Annotated in this window: 30 protein-coding genes; 16 read left to right on the top strand and 14 right to left on the bottom strand. The window is 61.3% G+C overall.

The features are described 5' to 3' along the window. The first annotated feature begins 65 nt into the window (after nucleotides 1–65). Nucleotides 66–752: an endonuclease III domain-containing protein gene (locus BBSC_RS04110; protein WP_033518571.1), complete on the top strand. Its 687-nt coding sequence runs from the start codon at nucleotides 66–68 to the stop codon at nucleotides 750–752. 119 nt (nucleotides 753–871) lie between these two features. Further along, nucleotides 872–1405 carry a PadR family transcriptional regulator gene (locus BBSC_RS04115; RefSeq protein WP_033518619.1) on the top strand — a complete coding sequence of 178 codons (534 nt, stop codon included), beginning with the start codon at nucleotides 872–874 and terminating at the stop codon, nucleotides 1403–1405. A 23-nt stretch (nucleotides 1406–1428) separates the two neighbouring features. On the opposite strand, the gene BBSC_RS04120 is transcribed toward BBSC_RS04115, so the two are convergent. Both BBSC_RS04120 and BBSC_RS04125 read right to left on the bottom strand, forming a co-directional pair. Next, entirely contained in the window at nucleotides 1429–2661 is a 1233-nt protein-coding gene (locus tag BBSC_RS04120) for an MFS transporter (RefSeq protein WP_033518572.1), read from the bottom strand. Between the two features lie 21 nt (nucleotides 2662–2682). Further along, entirely contained in the window at nucleotides 2683–3300 is a 618-nt protein-coding gene (locus BBSC_RS04125) for a sugar O-acetyltransferase (protein ID WP_033518576.1), read from the bottom strand. Nucleotides 3301–3448: 148 nt separating this feature from the next. Here BBSC_RS04125 and BBSC_RS12795 point away from each other — a divergent pair, with 148 nt between their 5' ends. Then, nucleotides 3449–4588 carry an AraC family transcriptional regulator gene (locus BBSC_RS12795; protein WP_051923252.1) on the top strand — a complete coding sequence of 380 codons (1140 nt, stop codon included), beginning with the start codon at nucleotides 3449–3451 and terminating at the stop codon, nucleotides 4586–4588. A gap of 23 nt (nucleotides 4589–4611) precedes the next feature. Beyond that, a complete protein-coding gene (locus BBSC_RS13885) occupies nucleotides 4612–4761 on the top strand; it encodes a hypothetical protein (RefSeq protein ID WP_156102383.1) in 150 nt (49 codons plus the stop codon). Nucleotides 4762–4868: 107 nt separating this feature from the next. On the opposite strand, the gene BBSC_RS04135 is transcribed toward BBSC_RS13885, so the two are convergent. Next, the gene (locus BBSC_RS04135; RefSeq protein WP_231649030.1) at nucleotides 4869–5549 is read right to left on the bottom strand and encodes a DUF3800 domain-containing protein; all 681 of its coding nucleotides are present in this window, start codon (nucleotides 5547–5549) and stop codon (nucleotides 4869–4871) included. 159 nt (nucleotides 5550–5708) lie between these two features. Then, entirely contained in the window at nucleotides 5709–6158 is a 450-nt protein-coding gene (locus BBSC_RS04140; RefSeq protein WP_046726078.1) for a cupin domain-containing protein, read from the bottom strand. 354 nt (nucleotides 6159–6512) lie between these two features. On the opposite strand from BBSC_RS04140, the gene BBSC_RS04145 reads away from it, so the two are divergent. From BBSC_RS04145 to BBSC_RS04165, 4 genes are all read left to right on the top strand, one after another. Then, on the top strand, nucleotides 6513–7178 hold the full coding sequence (locus BBSC_RS04145; protein ID WP_081893038.1) for a sugar O-acetyltransferase: 666 nt from the start codon (nucleotides 6513–6515) through the stop codon (nucleotides 7176–7178). 210 nt (nucleotides 7179–7388) lie between these two features. Then, nucleotides 7389–8363 (top strand): 3-hydroxyacyl-CoA dehydrogenase family protein, encoded by a 975-nt coding sequence (locus BBSC_RS04150; protein ID WP_033518577.1) that lies wholly within the window; start codon nucleotides 7389–7391, stop codon nucleotides 8361–8363. Nucleotides 8364–8589: 226 nt separating this feature from the next. Beyond that, entirely contained in the window at nucleotides 8590–9429 is an 840-nt protein-coding gene (locus tag BBSC_RS04160) for an MFS transporter (protein ID WP_231649028.1), read from the top strand. Between the two features lie 209 nt (nucleotides 9430–9638). Further along, a complete protein-coding gene (locus tag BBSC_RS04165; RefSeq protein WP_046726077.1) occupies nucleotides 9639–10754 on the top strand; it encodes an aldose 1-epimerase family protein in 1116 nt (371 codons plus the stop codon). A gap of 290 nt (nucleotides 10755–11044) precedes the next feature. Here the strand turns inward: BBSC_RS04165 and BBSC_RS04170 are convergent, their stop codons facing one another. Next, on the bottom strand, nucleotides 11045–11437 hold the full coding sequence (locus BBSC_RS04170; protein WP_033518579.1) for a GtrA family protein: 393 nt from the start codon (nucleotides 11435–11437) through the stop codon (nucleotides 11045–11047). A gap of 269 nt (nucleotides 11438–11706) precedes the next feature. Between BBSC_RS04170 and BBSC_RS04175 the strand changes: the two genes are divergently transcribed. Further along, entirely contained in the window at nucleotides 11707–12750 is a 1044-nt protein-coding gene (locus tag BBSC_RS04175; protein WP_033518581.1) for a zinc-dependent alcohol dehydrogenase family protein, read from the top strand. Between the two features lie 175 nt (nucleotides 12751–12925). Here the strand turns inward: BBSC_RS04175 and BBSC_RS04180 are convergent, their stop codons facing one another. Both BBSC_RS04180 and BBSC_RS04185 read right to left on the bottom strand, forming a co-directional pair. After that, nucleotides 12926–13447 carry an NAD(P)H-dependent oxidoreductase gene (locus BBSC_RS04180; RefSeq protein WP_033518583.1) on the bottom strand — a complete coding sequence of 174 codons (522 nt, stop codon included), beginning with the start codon at nucleotides 13445–13447 and terminating at the stop codon, nucleotides 12926–12928. Between the two features lie 160 nt (nucleotides 13448–13607). Beyond that, a complete protein-coding gene (locus BBSC_RS04185; RefSeq protein ID WP_231649026.1) occupies nucleotides 13608–13928 on the bottom strand; it encodes a substrate-binding domain-containing protein in 321 nt (106 codons plus the stop codon). Between the two features lie 25 nt (nucleotides 13929–13953). On the opposite strand from BBSC_RS04185, the gene BBSC_RS04190 reads away from it, so the two are divergent. Together BBSC_RS04190 and BBSC_RS04195 are read left to right on the top strand one after the other, a co-directional pair. Next, the gene (locus BBSC_RS04190) at nucleotides 13954–14163 is read left to right on the top strand and encodes an SDR family oxidoreductase (protein ID WP_033518584.1); all 210 of its coding nucleotides are present in this window, start codon (nucleotides 13954–13956) and stop codon (nucleotides 14161–14163) included. Nucleotides 14164–14647: 484 nt separating this feature from the next. Continuing rightward, a complete protein-coding gene (locus BBSC_RS04195) occupies nucleotides 14648–15544 on the top strand; it encodes a LysR family transcriptional regulator (protein ID WP_033518586.1) in 897 nt (298 codons plus the stop codon). 3 nt (nucleotides 15545–15547) lie between these two features. On the opposite strand, the gene BBSC_RS04200 is transcribed toward BBSC_RS04195, so the two are convergent. The 4 genes from BBSC_RS04200 to BBSC_RS04215 form a co-directional block, all read right to left on the bottom strand. Further along, nucleotides 15548–16849 (bottom strand): FAD-binding oxidoreductase, encoded by a 1302-nt coding sequence (locus BBSC_RS04200; protein ID WP_046726076.1) that lies wholly within the window; start codon nucleotides 16847–16849, stop codon nucleotides 15548–15550. 36 nt (nucleotides 16850–16885) lie between these two features. Further along, entirely contained in the window at nucleotides 16886–17740 is an 855-nt protein-coding gene (locus BBSC_RS04205; RefSeq protein ID WP_033518588.1) for an aldo/keto reductase, read from the bottom strand. Between the two features lie 28 nt (nucleotides 17741–17768). Continuing rightward, complete coding sequence (locus tag BBSC_RS04210) at nucleotides 17769–18728, bottom strand: aldo/keto reductase (protein ID WP_231649025.1); 960 nt, start codon at nucleotides 18726–18728, stop codon at nucleotides 17769–17771. 65 nt (nucleotides 18729–18793) lie between these two features. Continuing rightward, nucleotides 18794–19495 (bottom strand): flavodoxin, encoded by a 702-nt coding sequence (locus tag BBSC_RS04215; RefSeq protein ID WP_197074440.1) that lies wholly within the window; start codon nucleotides 19493–19495, stop codon nucleotides 18794–18796. Between the two features lie 172 nt (nucleotides 19496–19667). Here BBSC_RS04215 and BBSC_RS04220 point away from each other — a divergent pair, with 172 nt between their 5' ends. The 4 genes from BBSC_RS04220 to BBSC_RS04235 all read left to right on the top strand — a co-directional run bounded on the left by BBSC_RS04220 (nucleotide 19668) and on the right by BBSC_RS04235 (nucleotide 22835). Next, nucleotides 19668–19847 carry a hypothetical protein gene (locus tag BBSC_RS04220; RefSeq protein ID WP_033518592.1) on the top strand — a complete coding sequence of 60 codons (180 nt, stop codon included), beginning with the start codon at nucleotides 19668–19670 and terminating at the stop codon, nucleotides 19845–19847. A gap of 116 nt (nucleotides 19848–19963) precedes the next feature. After that, nucleotides 19964–21325 carry an ATP-binding protein gene (locus BBSC_RS04225; RefSeq protein WP_033518594.1) on the top strand — a complete coding sequence of 454 codons (1362 nt, stop codon included), beginning with the start codon at nucleotides 19964–19966 and terminating at the stop codon, nucleotides 21323–21325. Between the two features lie 173 nt (nucleotides 21326–21498). Next, complete coding sequence (locus BBSC_RS04230; protein ID WP_033518595.1) at nucleotides 21499–22473, top strand: hypothetical protein; 975 nt, start codon at nucleotides 21499–21501, stop codon at nucleotides 22471–22473. Beyond that, on the top strand, nucleotides 22470–22835 hold the full coding sequence (locus BBSC_RS04235; protein WP_197074439.1) for a GntR family transcriptional regulator: 366 nt from the start codon (nucleotides 22470–22472) through the stop codon (nucleotides 22833–22835). The genes BBSC_RS04230 and BBSC_RS04235 overlap by 4 nt, the downstream gene beginning before the upstream one ends. Before the next feature lie 21 nt (nucleotides 22836–22856). On the opposite strand, the gene BBSC_RS04240 is transcribed toward BBSC_RS04235, so the two are convergent. Then, on the bottom strand, nucleotides 22857–24236 hold the full coding sequence (locus BBSC_RS04240) for an ATP-binding protein (protein ID WP_033518596.1): 1380 nt from the start codon (nucleotides 24234–24236) through the stop codon (nucleotides 22857–22859). Between the two features lie 203 nt (nucleotides 24237–24439). Then, nucleotides 24440–24745 (bottom strand): hypothetical protein, encoded by a 306-nt coding sequence (locus tag BBSC_RS14180; RefSeq protein ID WP_231649023.1) that lies wholly within the window; start codon nucleotides 24743–24745, stop codon nucleotides 24440–24442. Between the two features lie 309 nt (nucleotides 24746–25054). Between BBSC_RS14180 and BBSC_RS04250 the strand changes: the two genes are divergently transcribed. Beyond that, nucleotides 25055–26047 carry an aldo/keto reductase gene (locus BBSC_RS04250; RefSeq protein WP_033518600.1) on the top strand — a complete coding sequence of 331 codons (993 nt, stop codon included), beginning with the start codon at nucleotides 25055–25057 and terminating at the stop codon, nucleotides 26045–26047. Nucleotides 26048–26170: 123 nt separating this feature from the next. Here the strand turns inward: BBSC_RS04250 and BBSC_RS04255 are convergent, their stop codons facing one another. Continuing rightward, nucleotides 26171–26545 carry a hypothetical protein gene (locus BBSC_RS04255; protein ID WP_033518601.1) on the bottom strand — a complete coding sequence of 125 codons (375 nt, stop codon included), beginning with the start codon at nucleotides 26543–26545 and terminating at the stop codon, nucleotides 26171–26173. Nucleotides 26546–26852: the final 307 nt, after the last annotated feature.

Genomic DNA, 26852 nt, shown 5'->3' on the forward strand with positions numbered 1-26852 from the left:
CGGAATTACTCAACGGATTAACACGCGGGATACTAGGCTCGCACAGAGAACAGAGAGGAGCCGCCATGCGGACGAATCACCTGCCAGCGCCCGAGCGCATCGAGTCGCTGTACCGCACCATGGCCGGCGCGCTCGGGCCGACCGGATGGTGGCCGGCGGACATCACGTTCGAGATCATGGTCGGCGCGGTGCTCACGCAGAACACGGCGTGGGGCAACGTCGACCGTTCGCTTGCGGCGTTGAAGGCGGCGGGTGCGCTCGAACCCCATGCGCTGGCGACCATGGAGCCGGAGCGTCTGCGGAACCTGATCAGGCCGTCGGGCTTCTACGTCAACAAATCCAGGACGCTGCAGTCGCTGAGCCGGTGGTATGAGGAGCGTTGCGGAGCCGCGCCCGAAGGTGCCGCAACGATTCCCGATGCCGAGCTGCGCGCCGAACTGCTCGGCCTGTTCGGCATCGGCGGCGAGACGGCCGACGACCTGATGCTGTACGTGTTCTCCCGGCGCACCTTCGTGGCCGATACGTACGCGCGGCGGCTGTTCGCCTTCCTCGGATTCGACGTGCCGGCCGGTTACTCGGCGTTCCACAAGGCCTATTCGCCCGCGGTGCTGGGCACCAGCCTCAGCGTCGGGGATCTGCAGGAATTCCATGGCCTCATCGACGAATTCGGCAAGGCGTACCGTGACGAGGAGGCCAAAGGCGCGTCGTTCCTGGCCGCCCATCGCACCGCGTCGCTTGCTTCGCGGCCGTAAAACCGCCGGTCATGCCCCATGGAGGCCGCCCGACGGTGCTCTGTATTCCCTTGGCATAGAATACCTCGAAACGAGACATATCGAAACGTGGCGTGTCGAAACGAGGTAAACTGGTGGCCATGAGCCTGATTGAAATGATGATTCTGGGATTCCTGAGCGAGCGGTCCATGTGCGGGTACGAGCTGCGCAAGAAGATGGAGCAGTTGCAGGGCTACGCGCGCAAATTCAGCGACGGCGCGATCTACCCCGCGACGAACCGGCTCGTCGAAGCCGGCCTGATTTCCGAACTGTCCGAAACGCGCGACGGCCGACAGCGCCGCGTCTTCACCCTGCTTGAGGCCGGGCGTGGCAGGCTGGTCGACGAGCTGCGCAACACGAGCGGATTCAACCTCACCGACATCACCCGATGGGCCGTCGTGCTCACCTTTCTCGCCGCCGTGCCGAGCAAGGCCGACCGCGACGCGGTGCTGCGCCGCCGCTATGACCTGCTGAACGGCCACGACGTGCATTTCTTCTACTGCGACGCCGGCAATCCGCTCTCCATCGACCAGATCGACGACCCCTACCGCCGCGGCATCATCGCCGTGCACGACGCCGAAATCGCCGCCGAACTCGAGTGGCTGCGTTCGATGCTGGATATCGAAGCCGAATGATCGCGGCTGGTTGACCGCATCCTTCATGCCGCGCCTCCGCGCCGCCGTATGCGGTCAGTATGTTTCAGCAGGGTGGTCGCGCCCACGGCGAGCAGGGCGAAGACGGCGCCGAACGGCCCCAGCCAGGTCAGGCCGAACGCGTCGTTGGCCAGCCCGCCGACCGCCGAACCGACGGCGATGCCGATGTTGCAGGCGGTGGAGCTCATGGAGGACGCCAGATTCAGGGCGCTTGGATAGGCCTCTTCCGCCACGTCCATGTACAGCACCTGGGCCGCGGAATTCTGCAGGTACATGAGCATGCCGAGCCCGATGAGCAGCAGCGCGCCATAGATCGGAACCAGTCCGGCCAGCGGCAGCGTGCACAGCAGTATGGCCTGCAGCGCATATACCGGCCGGATGCCGGCCATCGGCTGTGCGCCGTGGCCGCGTGCGGCGAGTTTGCCGGCGGTGAGGCTGCTCCACAGGCACGCCAGGCCATAGATGACCAGCGCGGGGCTGACGAACCGCGCCGGCAGCCCGATCTCATCGCGCAGGATCGGCGTCAGATAGGTGTAGTACGTGTAGCCGGCCGCCGCGCCGCACACCATGGCGACGGTGCCGATCTGTATCCTGCGATCGCCGAACAGGCGGAACTGCGCGAAGAAGCGGACCTCATGCGCGCGGGCCGAGGCCCGAGCGTTCCGCTTCGGCAGCGAAACCAGCATGGCGGCGATGACGATGCCGGTCAGCGCGTCGATCAGCCAGAACGTCCGGCGCCAGCCGAACGAGTCCGCCACCCAGGTGCCCAGCGGCACGCCGGCCACGGAGGCGATCGAGAAGCCGGAGAACACCCATGCGATGAACTTCGTGCGATGTTCGGGGCTTGCGACGTCGTCCGCATACGTCATGGAAAGCGAAAGAATCGTGCCCGACGCCGCTGCAATGATGACGCGCCCCGCGCACAACGCCGCATAATTCGGGGCGACGGCGCACAGTATGTTGCCGGCCAGGAACGCGGCGGCCAACGCGAGATGCGTGGCGAAACGGGGGAGCCGTGCGGTCAGCGCCGAGCCGATGGGGGTGAGCGGCGCATAGATGATGGCGAACAGCGATACGAGATTGCCGACCATCACCTCCGGTACGTGGATGCCGCCGGCGATGTCCGGCAGGATGCCGACGACGATGAACTCGCTGAGGCCGAGCAGGAAACTCAATGCGATGAGCGTGCTGACCGGCGGCGTGAAGAAGCGCCGGCGAGTCCTGGTTGGTGCAGCCATGGCATGGTCCGTTCCGACGGCTCACTCCCACACGTCGAGCTTGCGGTCCTTGTAGAAATACTCGCGGTCCTTGTCGCCGATCTCGCGCACGGCCTCGCAAGGCGCGCCGTAGGCGACCGAGTTGGCGGGGATGGAGTGCGTGACGACCGAGCCGGCGCCGATCACGCAATTGTCCCCGATGGTGACTCCCGGCAGGATCGACACGTTGGCGCCGACCCACACGTTGCGCCCGATGGTCACCGGAATGCAATACACGTAGTGGTGCTCGCGCAGCACCGGCAGCACCGGATGCCCGGCGGTGGCGATGACCACGTTCGGGCCGAACATGCAGTAGTCGCCGATGGTGATGTCGGCGTCGTCCACGCAGGTGAAGTTCACGTTGCAATAGATGCCCTTGCCCATGTGCACGTGCGCGAATCCCCAGTTCGCATGGGCGGGCGTCTCGACGTGACAGCCCTCGCCGATCTCGGCGAACATCGCCTTGAGCAGGCGCTGCTTGCCTTCCGCGTCGGTGGGGTGGGTCCGGTTGAACTCGTAGAGCTTCTCCTGACATTCAAGCTGGCCGTCCATGATGTTCGGGTCGTCATAGTGATACGGCAATTGTTCGGTGCGGCGTTCGGCGTTGGTAAGTTCGGTCATGGTGGTAATCCTCGGTAAAACAGCAATGGTTTCAAGGTTGTTTGCGATACCAATTGTATGATTTCGCCAAACCCCTCGCATTGCGATAATGTACGAGGTGATAGCGTGATCGTCCGCAGTTGATGATGGCGATGAGGGGTGATGCAGCATGGTCAAGAAGCTTGAGGTGTTCTCCGACATGTCGGAGCGCGTGCACTACAACGTGCCCGGGCTGCCGCTCTACTCGTTCCGCGACGATCTGTGGCGCTACGGCTACACCTCGGCCTGCCACTGGCACCCCGATCTCGAGTTCATCCTCGCGCTGTCCGGCTCGATGCGGTATTCGGTCAACGGGCATGTGGAAACCATCGAATCGGGGCATGCGATTTTCGTGAACTCGCGCCGTCTGCATTTCGGCTATTCGGACACGCGCACCGACTGCACCTTCATCTCCACCGTCATCCATCCCTCGGTGTTCACCGGCGGCGCGGAAGCGGGCCGGGCCTATTTCGATGCGAAGACCGGCGAATCGGCGAGCGACTTCATCATGCTTGGACCCCACGAACCGTGGCAGCGGGAGGTCATCGGCGAGATCCAGCGGCTCAACGGCCTTATGCGGTCGTGCGCCATCGCTTCGACCCCGCCGGCGAACACGTTGACGCGTTCGGACAAAGCGCGGCTGCAAGTGCGTCCGGCGCCGGATGATGAGATCGAACTGACCGGGCCTCCCGTGCCGGCCGGCGGCGTTCCTCCCAGCGCCCTGTTCGGCGGGTCGCCGGTCGAATCGGCGGGCGGGCCGGCGGATGGCGCGGCGGACGGATCGCCGGCCGTCAAACCGCTCGGCTCGGACGCATCGCCGGCCGGCCCGGCCACGCCGCTGGACCTCATCGCCTCCGCATCGCGTATCTCCTCGATCATGCTCGCGCACGTCGGCTTGGAAGCGGCGCACCCGCGCAACGACCCGGATTGGATGGCGTTCTGGAGCATGACGCGGTTCATCTACTACCATTACGGCGAGCGCCTGACCATCGAGGACATCGCCCGCGCCGGGCTGGTCGGCCGCAGCGCCTGCTACGAGCTGTTCGACCGGTTCGCCGGCACGCCGCCGAACGCCTACCTGAACCGGTTCCGCATCTCGACCAGCGCCACCCTGCTGGAGGAAAGCGACGGCACCGTCGGCGAAATCGCCGTCAAATGCGGATACGGCACCGCCAGCTACTTCATCCACGCCTTCCGCAAACAGACCGGCATGACCCCGCAGCAGTACCGGCGTTTCCGCCGCCGGGCCGCGGATGGCGTGGAGGCCTGACCGTTGGCCGGCTGGCCGATCGGTTGCCTGATTGCCGGCCCGGCCGGCTGACATTCAAGGTCACCGCGCTCGGCGGCGCCGAATGGCTGGTCGTGCTCGGCCTGTCCGCCCTGTCGGTCATCGGCGTGGAACTCGCCAAGGCCGCCGGCAAGCTGCGCGCCAAGCGCCGCTGATCGCGGCTCGTGCCGTGGCTCCTCTCGTCATTGAGGGGAGCCGCTTCCGCCATGCGGCGAATATGCGTTGCGGTTAAGGGCATGAGGAGATCCAATAGCGCGGATTGTCAGCGATCCAGACGCATGCGGCGGATCTTTTTGAGATAATTCCGTTTGAAGGCACCGATGCCTCCAAACATTTTTCCATCAGCTACTGTCGACCGTTTATCCGCGTATTTCTGTGCAGTGAGTTCCAGCGCGCAAATGCAGTCAGCAACTTGTGAAAGCCGATAATCTCTTGGGGAACTGTTCCGATACTGGATTGCCGTCATTGATAGTGCATACTCGACGGCCGTGCGCAATGCATACGTCACAACCGGCTGTCCGCCATCGTAATAGATTTTTACGGCATCATATTGCTGGAACCATTCAAGATGCGTGAAGAGGAAGTTGATGATGTCCTGCTTCATGTGTGTTTCAAGTTCTTTGATACCTCGAAGATCATGCTTGCGGTAAGTAAATGTCGTATAGGTGATTGGCAGATGCCAGACAAGCGTATAGAAAGCCGTAAATAACTGTTTGCGTATCGGCAGAGGAATCGACTCATAATCGTCGTGCCCGTTGAAAAGAGGACCGGCATGAAATGGGATATCGGGCAGGCGTCTGTCTCGCAATGCTTGTTCGTACATGCGGATTCTCTCGAGGATATCCTCATTCTGATCATGAAAAACCAGAGTCAGCAGGTAATATTCAGATTCCTGTCCTCGTTCTCCTGATTCGTCGACGAAGATACTGATGGAGCTCATCATTGCCCCCTTCGGCGAAAAGAATGCCGGGGAACCCCCCCGGCGCTTGGAGCCTCATTCATAAATAAATGGCGGCTATTCTTTTCTACCACACATCAGGAACCATTTTCCGCTGTTCCGCCAAAGGCGATGAGTGCATGCATGCATGCATGCATGCAGGCTTCAGTCCATGCTCTTCGGGGCCTCACCGGTACGGCGCAGCGCGTCGTATTCGGCTTCGACCGGCTCCAGCCATTCGTTCGAGGCGCCGTTCACCACGTTCATGATGGCGATGTGCGCGAAGTCGGCGTCCGGCACGGCCCCGTGCCAGTGCTTGGTCTCCGGCGCCACATACACCACGTCGCCTGGGTTGAGCTCGACCGGCTCCTTGCCCCACTCCTGGTAGTAGCCGCGCCCGCCCACGGCGATGAGGATCTGGCAGGCCTTGTGATGGATGTGCCAGTTGTTGCGGCAGCCCGCCTCGAACGTGACGTTGGACACGTTGACTTCCTTGCCCGAGACCAGCGGCGCCAGATAGCTCTGTCCGATGAAATACCTGGCGTATGCGTCGTTCGGCGCGCCGATCGGGAACGCGCTGGGATTGGTGATCGGGGTGCTGTTGTTCTCTGCCATAATGCCGTCCTTGAAGTTCCCGGCCGTGCGATATGCCGGCCGCTGCAACCTACGCCACCACAGCATAGGGGCGATCGTGCGCCGTGACAATTGCCGTTGAGGCATCGGTCCCCATGCCGGGCGGGCATGGAAACCGATGGGTCATCGGATGAGTCCGAGACGGTCGGCTTCGGTGATGGGGCGGACCACGCGTGCCGGGACGCCGGCGACGATGACTTGTTCGGCGCGCTTCTGATCGCGGCCATGTCGGCGTTTGGACCGGCGAAAGTGCCGCATGGGCTGGTCTCGGTGGTTCGTAGGGGTGTTGCGTTCGTGAATCGCGGATGTACACGCTATCGTGTACGTTCGTACACTATGAGCGACGTCACGATCAACGATGCCGGCGCGTCCGGTGGGCAGCACAGGCAGACCCCGGCCGAATACGCCGAGGAACACTATTTCCAGAACGACTCGCGCACCAACCGCGAGCGCATGCTCGCCGGCGACTTCTATATCGGCGGCGACGACCCGGACAGCGCGCGCATCAGCCAGCAGGGCTATGCGCTGTGCGACGAGTACTACCGCGCCACCGTCGGCGCCGATCCGGACGCCGGCCGTTTCCTGAAACGGCTCGTCGGTTCGATCGGCGAGGATTCCTACGTCAAGCCGCCGCTGTTCGTCGACTATGGCGAGAATGTCCACATCGGCAGGCGCACCTTCGTCAACATGAACCTGACCGCGCTCGACGTCGTCGACATCACCATCGGCGACGACTGCCAGATCGGCCCCAACGTGCAGCTGCTCACGCCGGTCCATCCCATCGATCCGGTTCCGCGCCGCGACAAGCTGGAGGCCGCCAAACCCATCGTCATCGGCGACAACGTGTGGCTGGGCGGCGGCGTCATCGTCTGCCCGGGCGTGACCATCGGCAGCAATTCGGTGATCGGCGCCGGTTCCGTGGTCACCAGGGACATCCCCGCGAACGTGGTCGCCGTCGGCAATCCGTGCCGGGTGCTGCGCCCGATCGACGACCGCGACTGAGCGGCCGGCCGCACGCTCGCCCGCGCCGCGCCGGGCGTGAGACCGGCGCTGTGCCCGGTGTCATTCGCCGATCGGTGACGTGCGCAACGTACAATGTTTGGTACATGCCCCTCACGGCGAGCGGGCATGGCCCGCATGCGCGCGCGTGGCGATATGGGATCGCTCGTGGCGCCGCGCCGGGCGACACGCCGGCAAGAAGGACGGATCTTCATGATCGAATCGGTGGATGATATCAGGACGATTGCCAACATCGGCACGGGAACCATGGGGCATGCGATCGCGCTGCAGTTCGCGGTGGCCGGGTATCCGGTGCATCTGGTGGGGCGCAGCGAGGGATCGCTGGATCGGGCGATGGCGGCGATCCGGGCTGATGCCGCCGAACTCGCCGACGCCGGATTGCTGCGCGAAGGCGAGTCGGTGGACGACGTGCTGGCGCGCATCACTCGGTACACCGACTACGCCGGCGGCGTGTCCGGCGCCGATTTCGTCATCGAGGCGGTGGCCGAGAACCTGGAACTCAAGAAAACCATATGGACCGAGATCGAACAGGCCGCTCCGGCCGATGCGATCCTGGCCACGAACACCTCCGGCCTGAGCCCCACTGAGATCCAGTCGGTGCTGGCGCATCCGGAACGCTTCGTCGTCGCGCATTTCTGGAATCCGGCGCAGCTGATGCCGCTGGTCGAGGTGGTGCCGGGGGAGAGGACCGACCCGCATGTGGCGGATCTCACCTTCGACCTGATGACCAGGATCGGCAAGAAGCCGGCGAAGCTCAACAGGGAATCGCTGGGGTTCATCGGCAACCGGCTGCAGATGGCGGTGCTGCGCGAGGAATTCCACATCATTCAGGAGGGGATCGCCGACGCGGCCACCGTGGACAACGTGATGAAGTACAGCCTCGGCCGGCGCTGGAACCTGGTCGGCCCGATCGCCAGCATCGATCTCGGCGGGCTCGACGTGTTCTACAACATCAGCACCTATCTGTTCGACGACATGGACAACGGCACCGGCCCGAGCCCGTTGCTCGCCGAGAAGGTCAAGGCCGGCGACCTCGGCGCCAAGACCGGCCGCGGCTTCTTCTCGTGGCAGGGCGAGGACGGCAAGCGCATCATCGAAGCCCGCAACAAGGCGTTGCTGCGCGCCCTGAAGGACGATGCCGCGGACGCGGCCGCCGCGGAAGCGTAAGGCGCGAATGGGGCGCTATAGCCCGATGGCTCGAACGCGGTAAAACAACCGTGATTCTTGCCGGCGGTGCCGTCTTGCCGAAGACTGGCAAGACGGCACCGTTCGCCATGCGAATGCTGTTGCCCGATGGACTCGCCCGATAATACGGCTTTTCTACTCCAGATTCGCTTGGTACTCCCACAGGGAATCGAGGTCGATATCGCGTTTGCGCACCATGGACATGGCGATGGCGTCGCCGACCAGCAGCAACGACTGCTCGAACAGGCTGGTCATCGGCTGCTGGCTCGGCTTGGTGCCGCTGCCGGGCTTGCTGGCGGCCGGGGTGTTGGCGAAGATCGACGACGCCGAAATCGACGTGGACGGCCAGCTCGCGGCGATCCGCGCGTCCCTCGGCGCCGGCCGCAAGCCCTCGTTCCGCGATCTCATCGGCTCGAACGGGCGCCTGAAGCCAGTGGTCCTGGCCGCCATCGGTTTCATGATTCTCAACCAGTTCACCGGCATCAACGTCATTTTCTACTATTCGAACTCGCTGTGGAGCGCCGTGGGCTTCAGCGAAAAGGACTCCTTCACCATCACCGCCATCACCTCGCTGATCAACATCGCGGCCACCGTCATCGGCATGACGATCATCGACCGTGTGGGCCGCAAGCCCATGCTGCTCGCCGGATCCGTCGGCATGGTCGTGGCTCAGGGCGGGCTCGCGGTGCTCTTCGGCACCGCTCCGATGATCGGCGGCTCTCCCGTGCTGGGGCCGGTCGCCGGGCCTCTGGCGCTGGTGTGCGCCAATCTGTTCGTCGTCGCGTTCGGCGTGACCTGGGGCACCACCTCGTGGGTGATGCTCTCCGAGATGTTCCCGAACACGATGCGCGGCGCGGGCATGGCGGTCGGCACCGCCGCCCAATGGCTGTCCAACTTCGTGGTGACCGTCTCCTTCCCGGTGCTGCTCGGCATCAACGTGGGGCTGGTCTACGGCCTGTTCGCCTTCTTCGCCTTCGTCTCGTTCTTCTTCGCGCTCAAATGCATGCGCGAGACCAAGGGCGTGGCGCTGGAGGACATGCGGGCATGACGGTGTCGGGCGGCATCGAAGGGCGATGAACCGCCGACTACTACGGAAAGCGCTTGCAGTATGGCGTAGAGTGATATACAGCAGGGTTGCGGTGCGACAGCCGCCGCCCACGGAGCACGGGCCGCCGACGATCAGCGTCGGAGGCCCGGCGTCGGAGGCCCGGCGCCGGACCGGATCGCCGGACCGATAATCGCAAGGAGAATGAACCAATGAGCGTCAACGAAACCAATGAAACCAACGAAACCGGTGTGGGCGGCGCGCGTGCCGACATGCTGGCCCATATGGGCAGCCTCCAGCAGGCCGCCTACACGCGCCCGATCGAGTACCAGGAGGGCCGCGCCCGCGGCCTCAAGGCCATCGAGGTGAAGAACGGCCCGCTGCGCTTCGTGTCCATGGCCGACCGGGCCCTCGACATCTGCCAGTTCGAGTACCGCGGCGAGAACCTCACCTTCCTGTCCAAGCCGGGGCTGAACGGGCGCAACCAGTTCGACACCAACGGGCTTGAGGCGCAGCGCTCCATCATGGGCGGGCTGTTCTTCACCTGCGGATTCGAGAACATCTGCGCGCCGTACGTCACGCCGGAAGGCGGCAAGTACCCGGCTGGCAGCTATCCGATGCACGGCCGCATCCGCACCACGCCCGCCGAGCATGTGAGCTCCGACGCGCACTGGAACGCCGAAGGCGAATACGTGCTCGAGGTCTCCGGCGAGATGCGCGAGGCCGAGCTGTTCGGCGAGAACATGGTGCTGCGCCGCAGGATCACCAGCGTGTATGGCCAGCCGTCGATCACGGTCGAGGACGAGGTGACCAACGAATCCTTCCGCGACGAGCCGCTCATGTGGATGTACCACTGCAACTTCGGCTGGCCGCTGCTCGACGCCGGCGCCGAGGTCGTGATCCCCAGCCGCAAGGCCACGCCGCGAGACGAGACCACGGCCGCCGACGCCACGCCGTGGAACGAGATCGGCGCGCCGGTGGCCAACAGGCCGGAGAGCGTGTACCTGCACGATCTCGTCGCCGACGAGAACGGCCGCAGCTTCGCCGCGGTGGTGAACCGCAAGCTCGGGCTCGGCGTGGTCGTCGAGTTCGACCGGAGCCTCTTCCCGTACTTCATGGAATGGAAGTCGATGGGTGCCGGCGACTACGTGGTCGGTCTCGAACCCTCGAACTCCAGCGTTCACGGCCGTGGCTGGCACGAGGAGCGCGGCGATCTGCATACACTGGCGCCGCAGGGTACCGAGCGCAAGTCGCTGACCTTCACCGTCATCGAAGGCGCCGAGGCGATCGACGCGCTGATCGCGCGCCGCGACGCCCTGCTCGGCTGACGCCGGAGCCGGTACCGATGCCGTGACGCTCATTTCTTAGGCACTTTCCTCGTTTCTTAGGCAGGTGCTCGCCGAGACCGGTTTATCGGAGGCCGCCATTCAGCCCGTTTGCGGATGGCGGCCGGCAGGACGCCTGCCTAAGAAACGAGGAAAGTGCCTAAGAAACGAGCGCCGGCGGTTGCGGAGCGGCAATCCGGCCGAAAATCATGCCATGTCGGGCTCGATTGTGCGTGCCGGCGCCGTGCCGGTCCCCATACGCGTCCGCCGGTAAGTTGTTCGAAGCCCGACGGTCACTTGAAAATCACGTATTTGCACAGCGGATAGCCCCAGCCGAACTGGCAGGCCATCGCGATGAACTTCACCACGTAGGGGCTTATTCCCGTCGCGCCCGGCATCCAGCCGATCAGCAGCGTGCTGAACGTGAAGTTCCAGATCCACAGCAGCACGAACAGCGCCACGGAGCGGGTGAAATTGCTGGACGATTTGAACGTCACATTGCGGTTCATCACGAAGTTATAGGTCGCCGAACACACCACGGCGATGCCGTTGGACGCCTGCGAGGGAACGCCGATCAGGTGCAGGATGGCGAAGGTCGCATATTCGACGATGGTTTGCGTGGCCGAGACTCCCACATACTTGCCCAGTACGGCCAGCCCGTTCCGCTTGTCGCTGTCTGATGCCATTGCCCTGCCTTCCTGTGATGACTCCTACGAGATACTACTGCACGTGATTCCCGCCCGGTGCCGTCCTGAGATTCTTAGCGCGCCAAGTCGCCGTATTGCGTGCTAAGAATTTGGGCAGCATACCGGTTCTCGGATTCCTGGTACGCTGACGGGCTGTGCCGCGTGCTAAGAATCTCAGGACGACACCGGGCGCGGTTGACTTCGAGCGCTTGAGGTCCTTAGCGTGGTGTGTGAAACAGACAATGCGACTCACTGCCTAAGGAGATGCTATGAGTGACATGATGAAAGCCGCGGTGTTCGTCAAGCCGGGCGAGATGGCCGTCAAGGAGATGCCGAAGGCGCGGCTCGAAGCGGATGGTGACATCGTCATCCGCGTGGTGCGCACCTGCGTGTGCGGTTCGGATCTGTGGTTCTTCCGCGGTCTGTCCTCTCAGGAACCAGGCGGACAGACCGGCCACGAGTCGATCGGCGTGGTCGAGGAAGCCGGCCCCGAAGTCACGTCCGTCAAGCCGGGCGATTTCGTGGTCGTGCCCTTCCCGTACAGCTGCGGCAGGTGCCCCGTGTGCAAGGCCGGTTTCGAATCCGTGTGCCCGCACGGCGGCTACTTCTCCGCATGCCAGGCCGAATACCTGCGCGTGCCCGAGGCCGACGGCACCGTGGTCAAGGTGCCCGGAAGCCCTGAGGATTACGATGACGCGACACTCGCTTCGCTGCTGACCATCTCCGATGTGATGTCCACCGGTTACCATGCTGCCGTGTCCGCCGAGGTCAAGCCCGGCGACACCGCCGTGGTCATGGGCGATGGCGCGGTCGGCCTGTGCGGTGTGATCGCCGCCAAGATGCGAGGTGCCACGCGCATCATCGCCATGAGCCGCCATGAGGATCGCGCGGCGCTCGCCCGCGAGTTCGGCGCGACCGACATCGTGCCCGAGCGCGGCCAAGCCGCCATCGACAAAGTGCTGGAGATGACCGGCGGCTACGGCGCCGACGCGGTGCTCGAATGCGTGGGCTCCAAGCAGTCCTTCGACACGGCGATCGGCCTGATCCGCCGTGGCGGCGTGATCGGCCGCGTGGGGCTGCCGCACGATGTGGAGGTCAGCGCCGAAGGCACGTTCTACGCCAATGTCGGCATCAAAGGCGGCCCGGCGCCGGTGCGCCACTATGGCCTTGACGACGGCCTGCTCGACGCGGTACTCAAGGGCGAAATCAACCCCGGCCGCGTGTTCACCGGCGAGTACGACCTCGACCATATCCAGGACGCCTATGAGGCCATGGACCGGCGCAAGGTGATCAAGGCGCTGATTCGGTTCTAGGGTCAGGTACGCAGAGAACGGTTCTCACTAAGAATTGTGTGAGCCATTCGCGCAAAACCGCACAATCGGACATCAAGGGGATGCCTGGAATTGCAACGTTCCGAGCATCCCCTTGTTCGTTTGGCCGAGCTGAAGGCTCACACGTTGCTTATTGAGAACCGTTCGCTGAACATGACTACTCGGCGAGCAGCGCCTTGTACTGTGCGGCGGACTGGGCGAGGGCTTCGTCGGTGATGCCGAAGGCGTCGTACGTGGCGAACGGCTTGAGCCAGGTCGCGCCGATGTAATAGGCCGTGCCCTCAAGCGGAATGAGCAGCTGCTCGATGGGGTAGCGGCCGGGGGTGCCGGTCTGGTATGCCGATTCCGGCGAACCGGTGGACACGGCGACGCCAAATTCCTTGCCTTCAAAGGCGTGGCCTTCGGAGCCGTATGCCCATCCGTGCTCAAGCACCTTGTCTTCCCACTCCTTGAGCAGGGCGGGGGAGGAGAACCAGAAGATCGGGAACTGGAAAATAATGCGATCTGCTTCCTCGACGGCCTTCTGCTCGGCCTTCACGTCGATCTTGCCATCCGGGTACAGCGCGTACTCGTCGCGCACGGTCACGTTCGGCAGCTCCTCGGCGGCCTTGGCCAGCGCGGCGTTGACGCGCGACTGTCCCTTCAGATTCGGGTGGAACACGAGAACCAGCGTCTTCATGGTGTATCTCCTTGCTGTCATAAGTCTGTATGAGTATCGTTTCGATATATCTCGAAACGAGATATTAAATGATGCGCGCCGATTTCGCAAACGACACGCCCGCATAACATCCGATTCGTTCTGGGCGAACACGGATTCGTCATTTGTCGAAAATCCCGAATCAGGCTTCCGGGGCGATGCGGGATTGCACGACCTCGCGCAATGCATTGAGGAATGCGTTGACGGCCGGTGTCAGTGGCTGGTTCTTTTTCCAGGCAATGGCGAGTTGCGTGCTCATGGGCGGGTCGAGCGGGCGGAACGTGAGCCCTGAATCGGGGGAGTCGCTGACCAGTCCGGCTGGTCCGATGGCGCAGCCATAGCCCTCTTGCACAAAGCAGCTGGCGTTATGCATGAGGTTCATGGTGCCGACGATGTTCAATGACTTGACGTTGCGGCCGAACCAGCCGGACAGGTCGCGCCGGGCCAGCACGCCCTGCGGCACGATGACCGGTACGTCTTTGAGATCCTTGGCCGTCGATGAATTCAACGGGCCGCGCGGCGACTTCTACAAGAACATGTTCGCCAAGTGCCCGGCGGGTCGCCCTGGTACGGCGGATGAGGTGGCGAACGTGGCCGAACTGCTGATGAGCGATCGTGGTGCATTCATCACCGGGACCGATGTGCTTATCGACGGCGGCGCAACCGCCAGCTACTTCTACGGCCCGCTCAGGCCGTGAGCTGTGGGCGTCGCGGATTCTCGCAGTGGCTTCCAGCGATTAACGGTTTCGCCAAAACTGTTCATTGCCGTGCGGTAATGGAGGCTTTATTGTTCGCATTGTCTATTAAATCGCTTATCTCGTCACAGCAACAGGGCATTCTGCATAAGGAAAAGGCAACGTGGTGCACAATGTCTGGCGCGTGTTCGTGCGGGATGCCAGGCATGTCTGCGCGGTAGCGTCCGACGTGGCATTGCTGGTGGTATCCTGAGTGATTCCGGGACGCGATTCCTGACTGAACGTGGCGTCGAACTTCACCCATATTCGTTGACGGGCAATGTGCCGATTGCGGTGCCGGGTTGCCAGTATTTGGCAGGTCGGCTTCGCTGAGAGAGGCGTCAGCGGAGCCGCTATGCCAGGTACTGGCAACCCGGCTTCGCGAACGACACGCCCGCCCGTATTCGGATACGTTTCGGTTGGACGAACATGGGATACCATTTCTGTCATGTTGAATCCGCAGTTGGAGACGTTCGTCGCGGTGGCTGAGCTGGGCAGTTTCAACCAGGCGGCGAAGGCTCTGTATGTGACGCCGTCGGCGGTGATCAAGCAAATCAACGGGTTGGAAACGCACTTGGGATTGCGGCTGTTCGACCGGTCGAAACGCGGCCTGACACTCACCAAGGCAGGTGAATCGCTGCTGGCGGACGCGCGGTATATGGTCGGCTATGCGAAGGATTCGCTGGAACGTGCACGTCGTGCATCGCTGGCGGATGCGGGCGAACTGGTGCGCATCGGCACCTCGCCGATGACCCCGGCCGGTTTCCTCGTCGACCTGTGGCCGGCTATCCACCGGTTGCAGCCGGAATTGAAATTCGAACTGGTGCCGTTCGAGAACACGCCACAGAACGCGCGTGAAATCCTCGGCAACTTGGGCCGCAACATCGATGTGGTGGCCGGCGTCTACGATCCGGCGTTCCTTGCAAGCCGCCATTGCGAGGCTCTGTCGCTGGACAGCGTGCCGCTACGTTGCGCGGTATCTGTGCATCATCCGCTGGCCGGCAAGCGGCGTCTGCGGTTGGCGGACCTGACCGGCTATGAGCTGATGATCATCCGTCGCGGTTGGAACCGGTCGGTGGACGCCTTGCGAGACGATCTCGAAGCGCGCCATCACGGCATCACCATTGTGGATTTCGATTTCTACAGTATCGATGTGTTCAACCAGTGCGAGCAGCGTGACGCGGCGATCCTGACCATCGACTACTGGCACGGAGTGCACCCGCTGTTCAAGGTGCTGCCAGTCGATTGGGATTACGATATCTCCTTTGGTCTGATGCACGGCCCGCAGCCTTCCGGCGCCACACAGGCCATGCTTGATGCCGTGACCAAGGTCGCCAAGATCTGACTCTCAGAAAGAGAACGGCTCGTAGCAGATGTCGTTGGCCGGGACGCCCGCTTTGCGCAGTAGTTTGGTGATGGCTCTGGTCATAGCTGCGGGTCCGGCGATGAGGTACAAAGCATCCGTTGTTATTGCGTGCCGGAGTTCTTCGGCCGTGAACTGACCGGCCTTGAGCATCGACGTATTGCCGGTAGCCTGCTGCCATGTGCTGAGCTCATTCTGGTAGAGAAGGCCGGATTGCGTGCGTGCGGAATACAGCATGGTGATACGGCGGCGATTCCGTGCGCCGTAGTGGAATATGACGGGCAGCAGTGGCGTGACGCCGATGCCGCCGGCGTAAATGATGATGGGGCGTGATGCCTCATGCTCGTCAAGGAAACGACGGTATCGACCGAACGGCGGCAGCAAGTCGACTGTCGTCCCGGGGCTGGCGGCGGATGGCAGGCGTCGGGTGAAATCGCCATCCGCGCGGATTGCGAAACGTATCACGCCGGTGCCGTCCGGCGCATTGACCATCGAGAACGGATGGTATTCACGCATGCCGCGAATAGAGGGGAAACGAATGAATGCAAAATCGCCCTCCTCCCATGAAGTCGAGGTTCGGGGGGCGGATATGCGGATCGACAATTCGACCACATTCGGCGCTATGGTACGGCATTGCGTAACCTTGCCATGCCACGCGCAGAACTGCTCGCGCGTCATGCGGTACGCATAGCAGCCCAGTACGGCTATGGTTGCGCAGTCGACCAACACGGTGAATGGCAGGACGCGTGCGATATACCGGATGAGATGGAAATGCGCCCACACGCATATCACCGCAACCAGTAGAATACGATGCAGCCATACCGTGAACTCATGGCGGAACGTATGCTCCAGTTTGCGGCGGAGCCAACCGATTGGTGGCACTCTGTCCGCCACTGGCCTGGCCATGAACATCAGTGCCAGAATCGCGAGAACAACCATTAGCCAGAATGCGATATCGCCCAGCGTTTTCGGCAACCCGTACGCGGGCAGATCGACGCGGTGCAAGGCGGCCAGCAACAACGCCATCATACCGAGCGTCCCGTGCATGACGTACATATGTGGCAGTCCGATGAGTCTATCGAGCCAGTGTGGCCGGCAGCTCAGGTACACGGACTCCAACATCCACACATACGCGATGATGCCCAACGTGATTGGCGTCATCATCATCTCCCGATACACTGGCGCGATGAACACAGCCAGTACCGCCACGAACGGCATAGGCACTGTGAACAGTGCGATCAGCCAGGCAACGGCCATCCGGTGAGATACGCAATGTGCGTGGTGCATTGAACTTCCTGGTTCGAGTTAATCGGCAAATACTGTTTAGTGGAGCTTGGCCACGTATTCGACGGATTCGGGAGTGCGATGGTCGAAGAACTGGCTGGTTGCCGTATCGAGCTTGGCGATGGCGGCCATTTCGTCGGGGGTGAGCTGGAAGTCGAACAGGTTGAGGTTTTCAGCCATACGTTCTTTGCGCGTGGTTTTGGAAATCGGCACGATGCCGCGCTGGATGAGCCAACGCAGCACGACTTGGCCTACCGACTTGCCGTGGTTCTCGCCAATTGCGGTCAGCTCCGGATTGGTGAACAGACCGCCCCGGCCCTCGGCGAACGGTGCCCACGCCTCGACCTGCACGCCGTATTTGGCGGCCCACTTCAAGGACTCGTTCTTCTGGTCGAACGGGTTGACCTCGATCTGGTCCACGGCCGGCACCACGTCCGCATGCAGGGCAAGGTCGACGAGACGGTCGGGGTAGAAGTTGCTCACGCCGATCGCGCGAATACGGCCGGCCTGATACAGCTCGGTCATCGCGCGATACGTGCCGTAATAGTCGCCGTACGGCTGGTGGATGAGCACGAGGTCGAGATAGCCGAGACCGAGCTTGCGCATCGATTCCGCCAGTGAGTCCTTGGCCGGCTCGTATCCGGCGGCATTGAGCCAGACCTTAGTGGTGATGAACAGTTCGTCGCGGCTGACGATGCCCTCATCGATGGCGCGGGCGATGCCCCGGCCTACCGCTTCCTCGTTGTAGTAGGACTGGGCGGTGTCGATGAGGCGATAGCCGGAGGCGATTGCGTCGTAGACCACGCGGGCGCACTCGTCGGCATCCTTGATTTGGAAGACGCCGAAGCCGGCGGCGGGCATCTTGATGCCATTGTTCAGGGTGATGTATTCCATGATTGCTCCTTGTATTGTGGGAATAGAGTTACTTCGCTTGGTGGCCGCCGAACACGGCGGACATGGGAATCGAGTCGAGCGCGGCGTCCAGCCCACGCACCTCGTCGGCGGACAATTGGATATCCGCGGCCTGTGCATTTTCCTGCAGTCGCTCAATCTTGCGGCTACCGGGAATCGGCACGATCCAGGGCTTCCTGCACAGCATCCACGCGAGCGAGATTTGCGCGCTGGTCGCATGCTTGGAGTCGGCCATGTCGGCGATCAGACGCAGCAGCTCACGGTTCTGTCGCACGGCTTCAGGTGTGAACTGCGGCATGTCACTGCGGTAGTCGGTGCCCGGCGTGAACCGGTCCTGACCCAGATATTTACCGGTCAGGAAGCCGTTGGCCATAGGGGAGAAGGCAACAAAACCGATGCCTAACTCCTCCAATACGGGGAACAGTGACTCGTACTTACGAGCCATCATCGAATACCGGTTCTCCGCGGCCGTGAGCGGGCAGACCGCATGCGCGCGTCGAATCGCATTTTCGTCAGCTTCGGAAATCCCCCAGTGGGCGATTTTGCCTTCGTCGATTAGCTCGCTCATCACGCCGGCCACATCCTCGACCGGCACCTGCGGGTCAAGCCGATGCTGGTAATACAGATCGATGCGTTCGGTGCCGAGCCGCTTGAGCGAGCCCTCGACCGACTGGCGGATGACCTCGGGGCGGGCGTCCGGAATCGGTGCGCCGGTGCTCACATGCTCCAGATGCACGCCGAACTTCGTGGCAATGACCACACGATCGCGCACCTCGCGCAACGCCTTGCCCACCAGTTCCTCGTTGACATATGGTCCGTACACTTCGGCTGTGTCGAAGAACGTGTAACCCATGTTCACGGCCTCGAGAATCGCCTTGATGGCTTCCTTCTCATCGGTCGGCTCGCCGTAGCCGTGCGAGAATCCCATGCAGCCCAAGCCGATGGCCGAGACCTCCAGATTCTTGCCCAATGTGCGTGTATGCATGGCTGTGACATATTCCTTTCTTGTGTGGTGGCGTGTTAAGGGATGATTCGTCAGTATCCGAGTTCCTGGAGCCAGGCGGACACCCGATCCGGCGTGGACTCCATATCGTTGCGGGAGATGGACAGCGCGTTTTCGACCACCGTGGCATCCGGCAACGTGCGTGTGATTGATTCGACCGTGCCGGCCAGCCCGGAACCGCCGTGAGAACTGAACGGAATCACAGTCTTGCCGGCGAAATCATTGGATTCCATGAACGTGTAGAGAATCTGCGGCATATCCGACCACCAGATCGGGTAGCCGAGGAACACCGTGTCGTACTGGTCGAAATTCTCGACGTTCGCGGCCAATTCGGGGCGGGCGTTATCACGTTGCTCCTGCAATGCGACTTCGGTAAGCGCGTCGTGATCAGTGGTGTACGGGGTTGCCGGTTCGATGCGGAACAGGTCGGCGCCGGTCGAATCGGCGATGGTCATCGCCATGTACTGCACGTTGCCGAGATTCTCGCCATCCACGGTAACGGTGCTGTCATCCGTTTCGCTGTCCGGCAGGGAGAAGTACGCGACCAGCGTCTTACCGTCGCCGCTGCCGGCAACGGTCTCGCCAGTAGTCGCATTCTGCGACGCCGAACCGGACGAGGCGCTACCCGAGCTGGAATCATTGCCGGTCGATGATCCACCGGAGGTTTCTCCGCATCCGGCGAAGACGAACAATGATGCCGCGGCCAGTAGAGTGACGGCTGTTTTCCTCATCATGATAATGTCCTTACTGTGGTGCATTAAATATGTTTGGTGTCCGGTATTCTGTTGGTACCGTTTGTGATTACCACGATAAGGAAAAACCATTCTGTGAAAACGTGTTTTATAGGGTCAATCAGCATTTAACTGTTTCCAAAATGGAATAAGCGTTGGTTGGAGCATTCGCTGGTTGCCACGGCCGTGGCTGACCGCTGCCGGCACGAGCGCCGCCGTGCTTCTCGGCGACCTGTTCCGTCTGCGAGCGCAGGCGGCAAGTCTGTTCCTGCTCATGCTGTGCCTGTGGCGGTCGTCGTTCGCATGTTCGATGCTGATCTATACCGTGGCGGCTGTATTCAGCGTTTTCGTGTAGGATCGGCAGTTTTTATACTTCTGTTTTCGTGAATGATCAGCTACTTCTATACTTCTGTTTTCGTGTAAAATGGCATATATCTATACTGTTGTTTTCGTGTAATGAGGTGATTGCTCATGTTGAAGCGCAAAGTGCTGGATAAGCTGATCGCATGGCAACAAAAAGCGGGCGGGCGTGAGGCGCTTCTCATTGAAGGTGCTCGCCGTGTGGGCAAAAGCACCATTGCCAAAGAATTCGGCCGCACTCAGTACAAGTCGTATATTCTCGTCGATTTCGCGCGTTTGCCGCGTGACGTTCGCGACATCTTCGAAAACCAGCGTGACGACTTTGACACATTTTTCATGCTGCTGTCTGCGTATTACCGTACGCGACTGTATAAGCGGGAATCGCTGATTATTTTCGATGAGGTTCAGCGGTATCCGGCGGCGAGGGAACTCATCAAATATCTGGTTGCGGATGGCCGGTATGACTATGTGGAAACTGGTTCGCTGATCTCCATCAAGCGGAACGTGGCGAATATCGTCATCCCCTCCGAGGAGCGGAAAATGGATATGGGGCCGCTCGATTTTGAGGAGTTCTGCTGGGCCATGGGGGAGGAGCTGCTTGTTGAAACGATTCGCAAATCGTTCGAGAGTTTGATCCCATTGCCTGATGCGCTGCATAAGCGGGCAATGAGACTATGGCGTGAATACTTGTTGGTGGGCGGCATGCCGCAGGCTGTTGCCGATTATGTCGAGTATCGCGATTTTGGCGAGGTGGATTCAATCAAGCGCGGTATTCTGCAACTGTACAGCGATGATACCGGCAAGTTCGCCAATGGCGATGCCGGCCGCGTGAGGGGCATTTTCGCTCAGATTCCAGGGCAGCTGTCCAAGCATGAGAAACGATTCACTCTGGCATCGGTCAACAAGGATGCTCGATCCCGCGAATACGATTCGGCATTCTTCTGGTTGGAAGACGCCCGCTTGGTGAACCTGTGCCGTAATTCGACTGACCCTTTGGTAGAGCTGGGATTGTACGAAGATAACGATTCGTTCAAATGCTATATGGCAGATACCGGCTTACTGGTGTCGCAGGCGTTTGCCGACCGAGAGACAACGCCGGATGATGTGTATCGGGATATTCTGTTCGATAAACTCTCGCTCAACGAAGGAATGTTGGTGGAGAATGCGGTCGCTCAGCAGTTCCGAGCGAATGGGCGCAAGCTGTATTTCTTCTCGCGCTCGGATAGGGCGGATGCCTCGAAGACCATGGAGATAGACTTCCTCATCGTTCGGGAATACGATAATGCCGCGATGAAACCTCGTATCAGTCCAATTGAAGTGAAATCCACGAAACGATACGGCGTATCTTCGCTCGACAAATTCCGTAAAACATATGCCCAGCGATTGGGCAAGGAATACGTTCTGCATCCCCGCCAACTTGAAGTGGATGGAGAACGTATCAAGCTGCCGCTGTATATGGCCCACTGCCTGTGATGCGGGGAACTTGATCGTGCCGGGCGCGCACCCATTGAAACTGTGTCATACTTTTGATACACTTTAAACTGTATTAGAAATATGACACAGTTTGCTGCCGAACATCAGGAAGCCGTGCCGTGACCGTATGTGACGGGAGTATGGGGATGCTGTTTTCTCAATCGTGGATAGTGATGGCCATGGCGATATGGCTGCTGATGATTGTGCTGACCGTCGCGGTGCTGACGCTGGTGGTGCGGGCGCTCCGGCATATGAACCGGGAGCCGTCGTTGACCGCGATCACACCGGCGCAGGGCGAGTTCTTGAATGCGGGGCCGGTGCGCGCGGCCCGCAGGCGCATGCTGGCGGCCGTTGCCGCCGGCGTCGTGGTGCTGGTCGTGGGTCTGGCGGTCAATGATGCGATATCCCCGCTCTATCGGATAGCGTCCGTAACGCCCGGGCTTGCGGCGTCGGCGGTGATGCTGGTGCTGGCCTTGCCGTTCCCCGAATCGTCCGTGGGGATCGGCGGCGGGGGAGTGCGCGTGGCGTCGCTGCGGTCGCGCGAACCGTGGGCGTACGCGCGCCGGTATGTGCTGATCCAGCCGGTTCTTGCCGCCGTGCTGCTCATCGCGTATCTGTGCTTCACCATGGCCACGGCCAGTCCGGACGATTCTGGCCTGATGCGCAGCATCTCGCTGACGTATGGGCGTGACGGTGAGCTGACCGGCAGCGCGGGTCCGTATCCGGGCTCGTATTACTCGGTGCCGCTGATCGCCGTTACCGTGCTGCTGCTGGCGCTCACATGCTGCGCGCTATGGCGGATCGCGCACACGCCCAGTGTGCCGGATGAACGGTATGCGCATGCCGATCGGCTGTGGCGCGTGGCGTTGACGCGCTTTACGGTGTTCCTGTCCGTCGGCTCCATGCTGGCCTATGCCGTGGCGGTGCTGCTGGTCGCCGGCTCTGCGGTGGTGCGGGTCGGCACCAATGGCGGTACGTGGCCGGCTTCGTATGCGGATGACGTGTACCCGACCTTGGGCTGGGCGCAGATCGTGGTCGGCGATGTGCTGGCCATCGCCGCGTTGGCGTTTCTGGTCATGGCGGTCATGTCGGCGGTTCGCCTGTGGATGGCGCCGAAGCGGCTCGAAACGTTCGGGGGTCGGTCGTGAACGGTGGCGACGAGCTGCGGCTGGTGATTCGCGAATCGTCGCCGACGCCGGTGTATGAGCAGATCCGCGCTCAGATCGAAGGCATGGTTCGGGTCGGCGCGTTGCATGATGGCGACCGTCTGCCGTCGGTCCGCCAGCTTGCCGGCGATCTGCGCATCGCGCCGGGGACCGTGGCCAAGGCATACGCCGAACTCGCCGACTGCGGCATCATCGACACCGGTGCCGGCCGCGCGGCGCGTGTGAAACGGATCAAGCCGATTCCCGAACCGTTGATGCGCGCGGCCAAAACCTATGCCGACGAGGCCCGCCGGCTTGGCGCGAGCCTCGATGACGCCTTCAACGTCCTGCGTGCGCAGTGGTAAAAGCACGCGCCGATGCGAAGTCTACACGGGGTGCACCGTCAGCGAAAAGTCGCCGATGGTGCTGATGGTCGAGGGCGAGGCCAGATCGCAGACATCTCGCAAGCAGTACGTGGCATACAGTGGGAGATAGGTTGTTCCGCCGTCCTGCGCGATATTGGAGCGGGACAGCACCACGCCCTGCGAGACGCGATATTCGGCATTGGCCAGTACGGCATCAATGGCGGCGTGCGTGCGGTAGCTTCGCCCCGACTTGACCTCGAACGGCATTACGGAATCGGTATTCGTATCTGCGATGAAATCAACTTCGCCATGTTTCTTCGCCATGTAGTAATACAGCGGAATGCCTTGCGCCGTCAGCTCCTGAGCGATTACGTTCTCGTAGATGGCGCCCAGGTTCGGGGATGAATCATCGAGGTATGCGGCCTGAGCGGTCGGCTGCGGGTATCGTGCCATGAGCATGCCGGTATCAGACTGATACAGTTTGAACTTCGGCGATTGCGCCGTGCGTTTCAATGGCAATTTCGGTTCGGTGACGCAGTCAGTTTTCAATGCCACGCCCGCATCGACAAGCCAGAGAAAATCCTTCTGATTGCGATCGTACCGGGCGCCGGGGCTGATGGAGGAGACGGCGAATCTGCCGTTGCCGTCGGTCAGCTGAGTGGGGAGCTGATCGAAGATCTCCTGCACCTGCAATGCACGATTGCCCGCGTACTGCGAGATATCGTGTCGATATTGCCGGTTCAGCTCGTGCTGCACCGCGCGCACAGCCGCCAAATCACCTTTGGTGTCCAGAAAACGTTGCACGACTTCCGGCATGCCGCCGACCACCAGATAGGTGCGGAAGTTCGTCATCATCGCATCGTGAACATACTGGTCGATCGGTGTGACCGACCGGCAGGACTCTCGGATGCTTTCAAGTGTCGTCTTCCGTACGCCGATAGCCCAGCAGAATTCCTCGAAATCCATGGGACGCATGGTTTTTTCGATGACCGAGCCAACGGGATAGGATCGTACGCCTTTGAATTCGGTGCCAAGCATGGAGCCGGAGAACACGTAATCGAAACGACCGTCGGCCACCAGGAACTTGACCATGGTCATCACGTCCGGGGCCTCCTGCACCTCGTCGATGAAAATCAATGTATTGCCCGGGACGAGCGTTGAAGGTGAGAACAAGGTCAGACGGCTGATGAACTCCTGCGCGTCGTTCGCCGATGCGAGCGCGCGGGCCGCCTGCCGGTTCTCGTACAGGTTGATTTCAAGGTAATGGGCGTATTCATGTTTGGCGAACTCGCGTACTGCGTAGCTCTTGCCGATCTGGCGGGCGCCGGTCAGCAGCAGTGCTTTGCCGGTGCCGCTGCGCTTCCATTCCAGCAGATCGTTCGAGATTTTGCGCTCAAGCATGGCAGTTCCTTTCCGAATCCCTTACGAGAGTAACATTTTCCATCCTGTTTGTACAAAATACCGCATTTTGAAATGGGGTTTTGGTGCAAAATACCGAATTTTAAAGTAGGGTTTTGGTGCAAAATACCGTTCAAAATGTCGTGCAGAATGCTGCGCGCATGGCGTCTCAAAAGTGTAGGCAAGGGGCGTATGCGGCTGTGTGATCATGCAGCTGGCTGTGGCGATGCGGTGCTGGAGCGCCGCCGTGCGATTCGTTCGCGGCCTATGCGCGATCGTCCGCCATGCGCCTGCGCCTGAGATGTTGCGATAGGCGGTTCCCGTTTGCCGGCGTTTTCGGCGGTGGTGATCGGTATGCCGTCGGAGGAGGCTTCGATGATGCGCTGCAGGTAGCCGTATTGGGTGCGCGGCTCGTCGTCGTTCAGGCAATCCAGTATGGAGGAGGGTCGATCGGGTTTGTCCCCAAGCAGATCGGCGGCTTTGCGACCGCGATTGGTGAGGCTGACCATCATGACCCGGCTGTCCTGCTTGGGTGGGCGGCGGCTGATGTGGCCACTGGCGAGCAAGGGAATGGGTGATGATCGGTTCTCCGGTGAACGGGTGCACGGCGAGAGTGGCGTCTGCATTGGTACTGCGGCTGATGTGTTGTGGCGGATCCTCCCATACGCACAAGGTATGGCTGGGCATTGGGCAAACCTATTGGATATGGCAGCGCGTTTGGCGTGTAATGGATGCGGGATGTGCTGCGGCGTCGGCGCCGGAAGGCAGACCGACGAACCGGACCGGCACGCAATATCGGATACGCGGCGAAGGAGCGGCTGATGGAATACACCAAGCTGGGCAACAGCGACGTGACCGTGTCCCGCATCTGCATGGGATGCATGGGATTCGGCGATGCGGCCAAGGGGCACCATTCATGGATTCTCGACGCCGACCAATCGCGCGAGATCATCGCATACGGCTTCGAGCATGGCATCACATTCTACGACACGGCCATCGGATACGCGGACGGCACCAGCGAGGAATACGTGGGCCGAGCGTTGCGTTCGATTGCCGGCAATCGTGACGAATACCAGATCACCACCAAGTTTCTGCCGCGCACGGATGCCGAAAGGGAAGCCGGCGTGACCGGTCAGCGGCACGTGGCCGCGAATCTCGACGCAAGCCTCAGGCACCTCGGCCTCGACTATGTGGACCTCTACATCTGCCACATGTGGGACTACCACACCGACATGGCCGAAGTCATGGAAGGCATGAATGAGGCGGTCAAGGCCGGCAAGGCGCGCGCCATCGGCATTTCGAACTGCTACGCCTACCAGCTCGCCAAGATGAACGCGCTCGCCGAAGCCAACGGCTGGGCGAAGTTTGTGTCCATCCAAAGCCATTACAACCTCATCGCCCGCGAAGACGAGCGCGAACTGGCCCGCCTGTGCCGGGAAGACAACATCGCCATGACCCCGTACAGCGCGCTCGCCGCCGGCCGACTGTCCCGTCTGCCCGGTGCCGAAGCCACCAAGCGACGGGTCGAGGATCAGGTGGCGCATTCCAAGTACGACGCCACCGAAGCCCAGGACGATGTGATCATCAACCGCGTGGCCGAAATCGCCCGGCGCCATGAGACCTCGATGACCGCCGTCTCGCTCGCCTGGCTGCTAGCCAAGGTCACCGCGCCCGTGGTCGGCATGACCAAGCCGCATCATGTCGATAGCGCGCTCGCCGCCGTGACGCTCAAACTCACGGATGAGGAAATCGCCTATCTGGAGGAACCGTACGTGCCGCACAAGCTCGTCGGCGTCATGGCTTTTAATCACTGATTCGGCACGGAACATGGCAAGGCCCCTGACAGCGCGGTCAGGGGCCTTAGCCGTATTTATCGGATTGTTGCCTGGCGGCGACTTGGCCACGATGAACTTCTTTGTTGGTGTGGCTTGACTGTTTCAGTCCTTAAGTCCCTTGCATAGGGGAATGAGGGCGAGCAGCAGCACGATGCCGACCAGTCCGACGATGATGCCGAAGACGAGCATGTTCCAAATCATGGTCATGCACATGCCGACACCGAGCGCCAGAGCCCCGATGATGGCCAGCAGAGTGATGCCAACCGTTTTGAAACTTAGCGGCACGAACATGGGCTTGCCTTCCATCTTGCGGCGAACCAGCAGCGTGATGAGCAGCACTACGGCGCCCACGGCTCCGATGCCGACGCCTTGGTTGAAGGCATTCCATTCCGGGAGCATGGTCATGCACATGCCGATGGCGAACAGTACTCCGCCGATGGTGCCCAGGATCATTGAGGCGAAATTCTTCTTCGTCATGATGACGACCTTTCTCGTAACTGCGTTGGAATCTTGTTGGCGGGATGTGCCCCGTCGTTGTTGACGCTGTACAAGCTACGAGTCGTCTTCCGGCCGATTGCTAACGAAATATTGATGGGATATTAAACGGTGTGTCGGGCTCAAAAACTGTCTGAAAAACCGTGAAAAACGTTGCAACCATTGGCTTTTAATAAATCGTTAATACTGGCTCAATATTGCGTTGACGATTGCTTTTAGATTCGGGCGCATATACGAATCGTGCGACCGCTGCGGTACCACATACGGCGGCGAACAACAGGAGCCCCAT

Origin of the sequence: Bifidobacterium scardovii JCM 12489 = DSM 13734 (assembly GCF_001042635.1) — a bacterium.
GTDB classification, from domain to species: Bacteria; Actinomycetota; Actinomycetes; order Actinomycetales; family Bifidobacteriaceae; genus Bifidobacterium; species Bifidobacterium scardovii.

Bases quoted from the DNA above. Each gene is read 5' to 3' on its own strand.
- BBSC_RS04110 (WP_033518571.1), top strand. From the start codon at position 66: ATGCGGACGAATCACCTGCCAGCGCCCGAGCGCATCGAGTCGCTGTAC.
- BBSC_RS04115 (WP_033518619.1), top strand. From the start codon at position 872: ATGAGCCTGATTGAAATGATGATTCTGGGATTCCTGAGCGAGCGGTCC.
- BBSC_RS04120 (WP_033518572.1), bottom strand. From the start codon at position 2,661: ATGGCTGCACCAACCAGGACTCGCCGGCGCTTCTTCACGCCGCCGGTC.
- BBSC_RS04125 (WP_033518576.1), bottom strand. From the start codon at position 3,300: ATGACCGAACTTACCAACGCCGAACGCCGCACCGAACAATTGCCGTAT.
- BBSC_RS12795 (WP_051923252.1), top strand. From the start codon at position 3,449: ATGGTCAAGAAGCTTGAGGTGTTCTCCGACATGTCGGAGCGCGTGCAC.
- BBSC_RS04135 (WP_231649030.1), bottom strand. From the start codon at position 5,549: ATGATGAGCTCCATCAGTATCTTCGTCGACGAATCAGGAGAACGAGGA.
- BBSC_RS04140 (WP_046726078.1), bottom strand. From the start codon at position 6,158: ATGGCAGAGAACAACAGCACCCCGATCACCAATCCCAGCGCGTTCCCG.
- BBSC_RS04145 (WP_081893038.1), top strand. From the start codon at position 6,513: ATGAGCGACGTCACGATCAACGATGCCGGCGCGTCCGGTGGGCAGCAC.
- BBSC_RS04150 (WP_033518577.1), top strand. From the start codon at position 7,389: ATGATCGAATCGGTGGATGATATCAGGACGATTGCCAACATCGGCACG.
- BBSC_RS04160 (WP_231649028.1), top strand. From the start codon at position 8,590: ATGGCGTCGCCGACCAGCAGCAACGACTGCTCGAACAGGCTGGTCATC.
- BBSC_RS04165 (WP_046726077.1), top strand. From the start codon at position 9,639: ATGAGCGTCAACGAAACCAATGAAACCAACGAAACCGGTGTGGGCGGC.
- BBSC_RS04170 (WP_033518579.1), bottom strand. From the start codon at position 11,437: ATGGCATCAGACAGCGACAAGCGGAACGGGCTGGCCGTACTGGGCAAG.
- BBSC_RS04175 (WP_033518581.1), top strand. From the start codon at position 11,707: ATGAGTGACATGATGAAAGCCGCGGTGTTCGTCAAGCCGGGCGAGATG.
- BBSC_RS04180 (WP_033518583.1), bottom strand. From the start codon at position 13,447: ATGAAGACGCTGGTTCTCGTGTTCCACCCGAATCTGAAGGGACAGTCG.
- BBSC_RS04195 (WP_033518586.1), top strand. From the start codon at position 14,648: ATGTTGAATCCGCAGTTGGAGACGTTCGTCGCGGTGGCTGAGCTGGGC.
- BBSC_RS04200 (WP_046726076.1), bottom strand. From the start codon at position 16,849: ATGCACCACGCACATTGCGTATCTCACCGGATGGCCGTTGCCTGGCTG.
- BBSC_RS04205 (WP_033518588.1), bottom strand. From the start codon at position 17,740: ATGGAATACATCACCCTGAACAATGGCATCAAGATGCCCGCCGCCGGC.
- BBSC_RS04215 (WP_197074440.1), bottom strand. From the start codon at position 19,495: ATGATGAGGAAAACAGCCGTCACTCTACTGGCCGCGGCATCATTGTTC.
- BBSC_RS04225 (WP_033518594.1), top strand. From the start codon at position 19,964: ATGTTGAAGCGCAAAGTGCTGGATAAGCTGATCGCATGGCAACAAAAA.
- BBSC_RS04230 (WP_033518595.1), top strand. From the start codon at position 21,499: ATGGCCATGGCGATATGGCTGCTGATGATTGTGCTGACCGTCGCGGTG.
- BBSC_RS04240 (WP_033518596.1), bottom strand. From the start codon at position 24,236: ATGCTTGAGCGCAAAATCTCGAACGATCTGCTGGAATGGAAGCGCAGC.
- BBSC_RS14180 (WP_231649023.1), bottom strand. From the start codon at position 24,745: ATGATGGTCAGCCTCACCAATCGCGGTCGCAAAGCCGCCGATCTGCTT.
- BBSC_RS04250 (WP_033518600.1), top strand. From the start codon at position 25,055: ATGGAATACACCAAGCTGGGCAACAGCGACGTGACCGTGTCCCGCATC.
- BBSC_RS04255 (WP_033518601.1), bottom strand. From the start codon at position 26,545: ATGACGAAGAAGAATTTCGCCTCAATGATCCTGGGCACCATCGGCGGA.